At 70.1% G+C, this 10,273-nt stretch carries 7 protein-coding genes; 2 read left to right on the plus strand and 5 right to left on the minus strand.

Annotated elements, in window-relative coordinates; all coding sequences use genetic code 11:
- Positions 1–191: 191 nt before the first annotated feature.
- Together HCC78_RS04410 and HCC78_RS04415 are read left to right on the plus strand one after the other, a co-directional pair.
- The gene (locus HCC78_RS04410) at positions 192–1,184 is read left to right on the plus strand and encodes a phosphotransferase enzyme family protein (protein ID WP_371743774.1); all 993 of its coding nucleotides are present in this window, start codon (positions 192–194) and stop codon (positions 1,182–1,184) included.
- Complete coding sequence (locus HCC78_RS04415) at positions 1,181–2,497, plus strand: aspartate aminotransferase family protein (protein ID WP_172327525.1); 1,317 nt, start codon at positions 1,181–1,183, stop codon at positions 2,495–2,497. The genes HCC78_RS04410 and HCC78_RS04415 overlap by 4 nt, the downstream gene beginning before the upstream one ends.
- On the opposite strand, the gene HCC78_RS04420 is transcribed toward HCC78_RS04415, so the two are convergent.
- The 5 genes from HCC78_RS04420 to HCC78_RS04440 form a co-directional block, all read right to left on the minus strand.
- The gene (locus tag HCC78_RS04420) at positions 2,494–3,267 is read right to left on the minus strand and encodes a DeoR/GlpR family DNA-binding transcription regulator (RefSeq protein WP_253949025.1); all 774 of its coding nucleotides are present in this window, start codon (positions 3,265–3,267) and stop codon (positions 2,494–2,496) included. The genes HCC78_RS04415 and HCC78_RS04420 overlap by 4 nt on opposite strands.
- A gap of 82 nt (positions 3,268–3,349) precedes the next feature.
- Positions 3,350–4,159: an efflux RND transporter periplasmic adaptor subunit gene (locus HCC78_RS04425; RefSeq protein WP_172327527.1), complete on the minus strand. Its 810-nt coding sequence runs from the start codon at positions 4,157–4,159 to the stop codon at positions 3,350–3,352.
- Positions 4,160–4,163: 4 nt separating this feature from the next.
- Positions 4,164–6,161, minus strand: coding sequence for a prepilin peptidase (locus HCC78_RS04430; RefSeq protein WP_172327528.1), 1,998 nt, complete (start codon positions 6,159–6,161; stop codon positions 4,164–4,166).
- Position 6,162: 1 nt separating this feature from the next.
- A complete protein-coding gene (locus HCC78_RS04435) occupies positions 6,163–8,313 on the minus strand; it encodes a peptidase M50 (protein ID WP_172327529.1) in 2,151 nt (716 codons plus the stop codon).
- A gap of 4 nt (positions 8,314–8,317) precedes the next feature.
- Entirely contained in the window at positions 8,318–10,168 is a 1,851-nt protein-coding gene (locus tag HCC78_RS04440) for an HlyD family efflux transporter periplasmic adaptor subunit (RefSeq protein WP_172327530.1), read from the minus strand.
- Between the last annotated feature and the right edge of the window lie 105 nt (positions 10,169–10,273).

Raw genomic sequence — 10,273 nt, forward strand, 5'->3', positions numbered from 1 at the left:
CGCAGGCGGAGCTGCGGCTTTGTCTTGGCGGATGCTGGCCCGCTGAGCGGATGCCTGCAACCTGGCGCTTTTGGCACGCCCTGGCTGCAGGCTTCCAAATTAATGTGGTTCTAGCAAGACAAAATGTTGCAACTTCCAGATTCTATCTCTAGCGATGGAGAGGCAAGCACCAAGAACGGAGATCTGCCGCCGTGCTGTACCAGGACGCGTTCATAGACCGCCTATCATCCGGGCTAGAAAGCCTTCTTCCCGAATGGAATCTCGGCAAGGATACGTCCGTCTCGCTGCTCACCGTGTCGGAGAATGCGACGTTCATCGCCCGCGACCCGGCCCGCGCCAATCCAGTGATTCTGCGGATTCACAGGCCGGACTACCACACGGCGGCGGAAATCGAGTCCGAGCTCGCCTGGATCGAGGCCCTGCGGCTTTCCGGCGCGGTGGAGACCCCGGCGCTGGTTCCCCTCGCCTCCGGCGGCCATCTGGCGAGCTTCCGCGACGGCGTCGACACCCGCCACGTGGTCGGCTTCGAGTTCATGGAGGGCAAGGAGCCCGACGCCGATGCCGGCCTGGTTCCGGGCTTCCGCCTGCTCGGCGCGATCTCGGCGCGGCTGCACGGCCACGTCGAAAGCTGGACGCCGCCCGAGGGCTTCATCCGCAAGACCTGGGATTTCGGCAGCGCCTTCGGGTCGGAACCGCTCTGGGGCGACTGGCGCGCGGCGCTCGGCCTGGAGCCCGACGGGCAGGCACTGCTGGAACAGGTCTGCAACAAGCTGGAGGCGCGGCTCGCCGCCTACGGCAAGGGCGCCGACCGCTTCGGGCTGGTCCATGCCGACCTGCGGCTGGCGAACCTGCTTGCGCGCGACGACGGGCTCGGGGTGATCGATTTCGACGATTGCGGCTTCTCCTGGTTCATCTACGATTTCGCCGCGGCGATCTCCTTCCACGAGCTGAACCCGATCGTGCCGGAACTGCAGGCCGCCTGGCTGGAAGGCTACCGCTCGGTCCGGCCGCTGGGCCCGGAGCACGAGGCCATGATCCCCGATTTCGTCATGTTCCGCCGGCTGCTGCTGACCGCCTGGATCGCCAGCCATTCCGAGACGGAGACCGCAGCCGAGGCGGGCCACGCCGCCTATACCGAGGGCACGCTGGAGATCGCCCGCGGTTACCTGGAGGCGGAGGCATGAGCAGCGAAACGGCCGAAGTTCGCCAGATCCTCGACATGAATGCCTTCCGTCCCGGGGACAGCGCCGAAGCGGCCGTCGACCGGCGGCTGGCCAATCTCGGCGCGGCCTCGGTCCTGTTCTACCGCCGCCCGATCGAGATGGTCGAGGCGAAGGGCGCGTGGATGACCGCGAAGGGCGGCACGCGCTACCTGGATTTCTACAACAACGTGCCGTCGGTCGGGCATTGCCATCCTAAGGTAGTTGCCGCCGTGTCGGACCAGATCGCGCGGCTGAACATCCACACCCGCTATGTCGTGGAGGTGGTGGACGACTACCTGGAGAAGCTGAAGGCCACCCTGCCCGCCCAGCTTTCCAACGTCGCGATGACCTGCTCGGGCAGCGAAGCCAACGACCTTGCCATCCGCATCGCCCGCGCGGCGACCGGCGGGACGGGCGTGATCGTCACCGAGACCGCATACCATGGCAACACGGCGCTGGTGACCGAGGTGTCGCCCTCGGCGCTGAAACGCGGGTCGCTGCCCGACTGGGTGATCGCCGTTCCGCCGCCTTCGGCTGCGCATCACGGGGACGACATCGCCGACGGCTTCCGCGCCAGCGTCGAGGCGGCCCTGGCCGAGTTCGCCGCCCGCGGCATCCGTCCGGCGGCGCTGCTCGTCGACTCGATCTTCTCCTCCGACGGCATCTTCGCGGATCCGGCGGGCTTCCTCGCCCCGGCGGTGGAGGCCATCCGCGCGGCGGGCGGCAGCTTCATCGCCGACGAGGTGCAGCCCGGCTTCGCCCGGACCGGCGCGTCCTTCTGGGGCTTCGGCCGCCATGGGCTGACGCCCGACATGGTGACGATGGGCAAGCCGATGGGCAACGGCATCCCGATGGCCGCGGTCGCCGCAAAGCCCGCGGATCTCGCCGCCTTCTGCGCCGATACCGGCTATTTCAACACCTTCGGCGGCAACCCGGTGGCCGCGGCCGCGGGCCGCGCGGTGCTTGAGGCGATCGAGGAGGACGGGCTGCAGGAGAATGCCGCGCGAATCGGCGCGCTGCTGCTGGACCGGCTGCAGGACATCGCGGCGAAGGACGGACGGGTCTCCGGCGTGCGCGGCGCGGGGCTCTTCATCGGCATCGACCTGGCTGGTGACAGCGGACGTCCCGATCCGGACCTGACCGTACGGGTGATCGACGCGATGCGCGAAAGGCGGGTGCTGATCGGCGCCGCCGGGCGCTACGGCAACACGCTGAAGGTGCGCCCGCCGCTCTGCCTGACCGAGGACGAGGCAGCGATCTTCGCAGCCGCCTTCGAAGCGTCGCTCAACGCCTAGCGCAGCGGCGCCACCAGCATCTCGACCTCGCCGCGCCCGAGCGCCCGCGCAAGCGGCCCCTCGGGCGCCGCATCGCTGACCACCAGCTCGATCTCGCTCCAGGACGCGTAGCGCGCCGAGGCCATGCGGTCGAATTTCGTGTGGTCCGCGACGATCATGTTGCGCGCGCTCCGGCGCAGCATGGTGGCATAGACGTCGCCAGCCTCGATCAGCGCGTCGCTCGGCCCGTCCGGCGACAGCGCGGAGGCGCCGAGAATGGTCCAGTCGGCAGTATAGTCCTGCAGGAAGCGGATCGCCGCGCTGCCATGCATCGCGCCCTCGCCCGCATGGTAGTCGCCCGGCACCATCAGCACCCGGATCGTCGGATTCTGCGACAGCGCCGTCGCCACCGCGAAGCTGTGGGCAATGACGGTGAGATGGTTCATCTCGAAGGCGATGCGCTTGGCCAGGATCGCCGTGGTCGCGCCCGAGCCGATCATCAGCGTCTTGGCCCGCTTCAGCCGGGGCTGCGCCGCCCGCGCGATTGCCTCGCGCTCGGCGACCAGCTGCCGCTCGCGCTGCGACAGCACCGGCTCTGCAGGCGCGCGCAGCATCGCGCCGCCATAGGTCCGGCTGATCAGCCCGCGCTCGGCCAGGTCCTCCAGGTCCCGGCGGATCGTCTCGGTCGTCACCTCCAGGGCCGAGGCCAGCGCCTTTACGCGCATGGTCGGCTCGTCGGCCAGCGTGGCAAGGATCCGGCCCTGGCGCATGTCGCGTTTCGTCGGTTTCAAGCGGCGGCTCTCCCTGTCGGCGCAGGGCATCCTAGAGCCTTGCCTCCGCGGGGAAAAGCGCCTCGGCCCTGCCCGGCCGGAATCAGTTGCCGCTGCCGAGAGAGACCGCGCAATCGACCCCGGCCGGCAGGGCGTGATCCGGGTTTGGCAGCGACAGGCGGATGCTGAACGTGTCCGAGGCCGCGTCGAAGACCTGGTCGATCGACTGGATCACCGCCTCGTAGCTGCCGCCGATCGGCTCGGCCGGCAGGACCGTGGCGTTCTGGCCGATGCGGACGCTGCGGTAGATCGAGGTCGGCAGGAAGACATCGACGTAAAGCGGATCGATGGCGGCGATCTGGGCAATCTGCGCCTGGGAATGCGCGAATTCCCCCGGCCCGATCAGGCGGCGCAGGATGATGCCGTCGATCGGCGACTTGATGGTGCGCATCTCCAGGATGGCCGCCGCCCGGTCGCGGCTGAGCGCGGCAAGCTCGCGGTCCTCGGTCGCGGCGACCATCTCCATTTTGGCGGTCTTCAGCTCGGCCTCCGCGATGTCGAGATCGCTGACCGTGCCGACGTTGCGGCTGACCAGTTCGCGCGCGCGCGCCGCCTCCTTCTGCGCCAGCTCCACCCGCGCCTCGGCGATGCGCACATCGGCATCGGACTGGGCCTGCCGCTCGGACAGCGCCAGGTTGGCCTCCTCGATGGTCGCTTCCAGCCAGGCGATCGGATCGCCCTTCCGCACCGCTGCGCCGCGCGGCGCCTCGATCCGCTCGACCACGCCCTCGACCGGCGCGCCGATCTCCACAACCATGGCCGGCTCGATCACGCAGTCGCCGTAGACATCCGCCGCCGCGGGCAGTCCGGTTGCGGCCAGCAGCGCCGCGGTGAGCATGGGTCGCATCGTCATCCCCTCATTCCGTCTGCCCGGAAAAGGCGAGCAGATCGTCGATCGTGTCGTCGTATTTCAGCAGGCTCCGGCGCAGGCGCGAATTGCGCCGCTCCGCCGCGGCCTGGGCGATTCGGAAGACCGGGCGCGCCAGCAGGCCGGGCACCTCGCCGCCGGGACCGGCCAGCCTGCTGGCCAGCCGCGCGGTCCGCGGACCGAAAGTCTCGCGGATGATCTCGTCCTCGAAGCTCGGCATCATCGCGTAGCCGCCCGGATCGCCCTGGCGGCCGCAGCGCCCGTAGAGCTGCCGGTCGATCCGCGCGCTGTCATGCAGCTCGGACCCCAGCACGAAGAGCCCGCCCGCCCCGGCCACGCCCGCCCCCAGCTTGATGTCGGTGCCGCGCCCGGCCATGTTCGTGGCCAGCGTGATCTGCCCGGGCTGCCCGGCTTCGGCCACGATCTCGGCCTCGTGCTCGTCCTGGCGGGCGTTCAGCACGCGGTGGCGCAGGCCGCGCTCGGCCAGGATATCCGACAGCGTCTCCGAGGCGGCGACGGAGCGCGTGCCGATCAGAACCGGACGCCCGGTGGCATGGATGTCGGCCACCCGCGCGGCGATCGCCTGCCATTTCTGCGCCTCGGTCGCGAAATGGCGGCGCGGCTCGGCGCGGCGGCGCGACGGCCGGTTGGTCGGCACGCGCGTCACCATCAGCCGGTAGACCGACCAGAATTCGCCAGACAGCTCGCGCGCCGTGCCGGTCATGCCCGAGACCTTCAGGTAGCGGCGGAAGAAGCGCTGGTACGAGATCCGCGCCAGCGTCTCGTTGCGGCCGGTGATCTCGACGCGTTCCTTGACCTCGATCATCTGGTGCAGGCCGCGCTCCCATTTGCGGTCGCCCATGATCCGCCCTGTATACTCGTCGACGATCTGGATGGTGCCCTCGCGGAGGATGTAGTGCTTGTCGCGCTCGTAGAGATGCAGCGCCGTCAGCGCCTGCTGCGCCAGCTCCTCGCGGTGCACCTCGGCCGCCCAGACCCCGCCCCAGCGTTCCGACAGCCAGCGGATCTGCGCCTTGCCCAGGTCGGTGACGGTGATCCGGCGGTCGCGCGCGGAAATGACGAAATCGCGCGGCGCCTGCAGCCGGCGCGCCAGCGACACCGCCTGGCGGTAGGTCTCCTCCATGCCCGACAGGTCGCCGGGCCTCGAGATCACCAAGGGCGTGCGCGCCTCGTCGATCAGGCAGCTGTCGGCCTCGTCGACGATGGCGAAGCACAGCCCGCGCATCAGCGCCCGCCCGGTGCGCGGCGTGCCGTCCTTCAGCCCCTCGACATCGAGATGCAGCTTGCGGGTCTCCCGCTCCAGGATCAGCCGGTCCTTGAGATAGTCGAAGGCCAGCTGCTTGTTGGTCACATAGCAGATGTCACAGCCATAGGCGGCGCGGCGCTCCTCGGCGCCCATCCCCTCCAGCACCAGCCCGGTGGACAGCCCCAGCGCCTCGTAGAGCGGCGCCATCGTCCCGGCGTCACGACCGGCGAGGAAGTCGTTCACCGTCACCACATGGACCGGGATGCCGGCAAAGGCCGCGGCCACGGCAGGCAAGGTCGCGGTCAGGGTCTTGCCCTCTCCGGTATCCATCTCGGCGATCCGCCCCGAGAGCAGGATGCGCCCGCCGGTCAGCTGAACGTCGAAATGGCGCATGCCCAGCGTGCGAATGGCCGCGACCCGCGTGGCGGCGAAGGCCTGCGCGATCCCCGCGGCATGGAGCCCGCGCCGGTTCAGCTCGCCGCGGATCGCCGACGCCTCGGCGCGGAACTCGTGCGGCATCAGCGCGCCCAGCCGCGCCTCGTGCCGCGCCACCGCCTGCAGGAAGCCGCGCCGCCCCATCGGCAGGCGGTTGCCCAGGCGGCGCATCCCGCCCTCCAGCCCGGCGAGCATCCGGTCGAGCATCGGCAGCCGCTCGTCCTCCCGCTGGGGATAGGCGCCGAAGACCGGGCCGGGGCGGGGATGGTGCAGCGCCGGATCCATCTCAGACCCCGTAGAGCCGCAGGAAGAGCTGGCGCAGCGAGCGCCAGGCCTGGAAGCCGATCGGTTCGTAGCCGTGGTCGATCTTGACCCGCGCCCGCTGGCCGAGGAACGGGCTGCCCGTGCCCTCGTCAAGCGCCAGCTCGAATTCGAAGAACCGTTCCAGCGTCTTGCGGCCGTCCGGATCGCGCGGATCGACCGGGATCTCGCCGCCGCCGCCGGTGCCGAGCGAGGGCGTCGGCAGCGTCGTGGTGCCGCCCGGGGTCTCGCGCACGATCAGCGCCGGGACGGGATGCGTGCCATAGCCCGCGGGCATCAGCTCCACCCCGCGCGTCCGGTCGCGCACCAGCGCCACCCGGTCCTGGCCGATCATCATCCGCATCCGCCGCGTGTCCTCGGCATCGACGACATAGCCCACCAGCCCGCCCTTGCGCATGAAGCGGCTCTCCAGGTCCGAAGGGTTGGGCAGCACCACCTCGCCTGCGCGCGGCGCGGTCAGGGTCAGTTCGGCCATCCGCCGCTCGATCTCGCCGAGCTGGGCACGCGCCGCGGCCAGCTCCTCGGCGGCCAGCTCGGCCTGCACCCGGTCCTGCCGCCGCAGCGCGGCCTCCTGCGCGGACAGCGTCACGATCTGCGCCGCGATCAGGTCGCGCCGGGCCGCCAGCAGCGGGTCCTCGGCGGTCAGGATCACGTCGCCTTCGGCCACGCTGTCGCGGTTGCGCACCGGAATCGCGGTGACGAAGCCGTCCGCCTGCGCGCGGATCTGGCTCTGCTCCGAGGGCCAGGTGACGGCATCGGCCATGGTGCGCAGCGGAAAGGGCATCGCGAAGAGCAGGGCCGCCAGCAGGGCCACGATCCCCGCGGTGGTCCAGACGGCGCGCCCGCGGTTGGTTCTCAGCTTGGGGCTGTCGGACAGGAACTTCACTCCGTTGAAGATCGGCACCAGCGCCTGGGTCGTCGCAGCCCAGAAGGCGAGGATCACGCCGATGAAGAAGAACCGCCCGCCGATATAGAGGATGATCGCGAACATGATGGACAGGCGGTAGAGGAAGGCGGCGATGCCGTAGGCCACGAACCAGAACCGCTCCGAGGCCAGCGAGGTGACCGGCTCGGCCTCTTTCGAGCCGAACAGGTATTTCTGCGCCAGGTAGAAGATGTGGCTGTTGGCGCGGCTGCCCAGGTTGGGGATCTCGAGGAAATCGGCGAAGACGTAGTAGCCGTCGAAGCGCAAGAGCGGATTGCCGTTGAACAGCAGCGTCGAGACCCCGCCGATCAGCATGACGTTGTAGGCCACGACATGGGCCGGCCCGGCCTCGGCATTCAGCCAGAAGAGCAGCGCGGCCGAAGCCAGCGCCAGCTCCACCATGATGCCGATGCCGCCGATCAGCATGCGCTGCTTCTTGTCCCTGAGCGCCGAGGCGGCGGAGGCATCGACATAGGGCACCGGAATCAGCACAAGGAGCATGATGCCGATCTCGTGCACCTCGCCGCCGTTGGCCTTGACCGCGTAGCCGTGGCCCAGCTCGTGCACCGCCTTCACCGCGGGGTAGACCAGCCAGAGCACCATCAGGTTCTGCACCGTCAGCGCGCGGTCGAAGATGTTGTCGGTGATCGCGCCGAAATTCATCACCGCGAGCACGACCCCCGCCAGCACCAGCGCCGCCCAGAGCGCCATCCCGGTGCGGGTGAAGAGCGGCGCGACGAAGGGATAGGTGCGGGCCAGGAAGCGGTCGGGATCCCAGACCGGGATCCGCACGGCCAGCGGCGACCAGATCTTCTGCTTCAGCTTCTGCTCCTCCTGCCGCTTGAAGCGGCGGAACAGCTCCCGGCTGTCGGGGGGCACGTCGCAGATCATAGCATCGGCGGCATGGAGCTGGCCGAGCAGCCGGATCGCCTCGTCCTGGGTCGGCGCGCGCTCGGCCAGCTGCTCGTTGGCGAGCTGCCACAGCTGCTCGACCGAGCGCTGGCCGTCCATCAGCCCGACCAGCCGGTAGGCGGCGGGCGACAGGCGGTGCGACCGCCCGGCGGCATGGTCCTGCAGGATGTACCAGATCCGGCCGCGGTAGTCATGGCGGTGGATCTCGACATGCTTCCTCAGCCGGGGCTTCAGCTGCGCGACCCGGTACCAGGACGGGGAGAACAGGCTGGTCGCCATCGGCTTAGGGCGTCCAGGACCAGACGAAGAGCCGGGCCCAGAGCACGACGCGGCGCGTCCAGATCCAGATCAGCCGCCGTTCGCCCACCTCGATCTTGGCGACGCCCTCCAGCCCGGGGCGCAGCGCCGTCCCGGCGGGCTGCGTCAGCAGCGCCTCGGCTACGAAGACATTGGCGCCCTGGTCGGCCGCCGAGACCGGGGTGATCCGCGCCAGCTCGATGCCGATCGGATCGCCCGGCGCCGCCGCCAGGGCCAGCTTGCCGGGCTGACCCGGCGCCAGATCGCCGACATCGCGCTCGTCGGCGCGCAGGCTGACCCGGTAGCTGTCGAGCGGCGCGATCTCGAACAGCACGTCGCCGCGCTCCACCGGCGCGCCGAGCGCCTGGCTGAGATCGCCCGAGACCACCAGCCCGTCGAAGGGCGCGGTCAGCCGCATGCGCTCCAGCTGGGCATCGAGCAGCGCGATCTGCGCATCCGCCTGGTCGAGCTGCGCCGAGAGGATCCGCGCCCGCGCCCGTTCCTTGCGCGCCACGGCCTCGGAATACTCGCGCTCCTGCTTGGCCCGCTCGGTCTGCCAGCGCAGCTTCTCCAGCCGCAGGTCGGTCATGTCGAGCGCCGCCAGAAGATCGCCCGCCTGCACCCGGTCGCCCGCCCGGAACCGGCTCTCAGAGACATAGCCCGCCACCGGCGCCGAGATTGCGCGCTGGACCGTGCCCTCCAGCACCGCGTCGGCGGCGACCCGGTAGGTGCCCTTGGCGAAGATGGCGAAGGCCAGGAAGCCGAGCACCGCCAGCACCGAGAGCTTCAGCAGCGCATGGCGCGGCCCGAAGAGCGCCTCCGCCGTGTGGCGGAAGGCGTCCCAGGCCTTGGCGGGCAGCCAGCGGTCCTCGCGCCGCTTGGTGTCCAGCACCGGCCCCAGCAGAGCCGCGGCATGTTCGGCCAGCTGCACCGCCTCGCGGTCGAAGGGCGCCTCCGCCGGACGCTCCAGCAGCAGCGCGCCGATCACCCGGCTGCCCTCGGTCAGCGGCACCGTGCAGAGCGCCGCCATGCCATGGCCATCGGCCAGCGCCCTGTGCGCCCGAACCACCCGGCGCGTCGCCGAGTCCGGTTCCGGCAGGACGATGGTCGCCTCCTGGTCCACGGCCTCGTCCATCGCGGCCTCGACCGCGCGCAGGATGTTGGCCCGCCTGGAGATGTTCGCGGAATTCGACAGCGCCCGCACCTTGCAGTGCCGCCCCGACAGGAAGGCGATGGCCGCGCGTTCGCAGTTCAGCGCGCCGGCCAGCTCGGTCGCAGTGGCGATCGCCGCTTCCTGGAACCGCTCGTGATGCAGCGAGGTCGCCAGCAGCTCCACCACCGTGACCAGCGCGCTGCCGTCCTGGAGGCGGCCGCGCTGCAGCAGCGTCTCAAGCCAGGCAGAGCCCCATTGCAGCTGGTCGAGCCGGAGCTGCAGCCCGGCCTGGTCCGTCGGTTCCGCCAGCAGCGCAGCGCTGCCCCGCAGCTGGCCGCCGATCCTCACCGGCACCGCGATCACGATGCCTTCGGTCTCGCCGCTGCCAACGGTCTGGATCACCTGCCGGTCATTTCGCAGCACCGTCTCCACCGAGGCGAGCAGCGCCTTTTCCGGCCTCGCGCCCCGCGGGTGCACCGCGGCCGGTTCGAACTTGCCCTGGCCCGCCGAGGCCAGCACCACGATACCCTGCCTCAATCCGGCATTCTGGCGTGCCAGCGCATCGAGCCAGGCAAGCGCCACCTGTTCGCGGTCGCTGCTGGATTTCAGGCGCCAGAACGCATCGGCATCGAGGAATACGCCGCCGACGGGATCTCCGCCGGCCTGCCGCGCCTGTTCCGCCAAGATCTTCCCCCCGTTCAGCCGGTCAGGTCCCGGCAAATGCAGCAAGCCGCACCGATACAAATTCAGATACGAACGGAAGAAGTCTTCGGGATAAATCCAGTCCCG

This window comes from Mangrovicoccus sp. HB161399 (genome assembly GCF_013184745.1).
Classification (GTDB): Bacteria; Pseudomonadota; Alphaproteobacteria; order Rhodobacterales; family Rhodobacteraceae; genus Mangrovicoccus.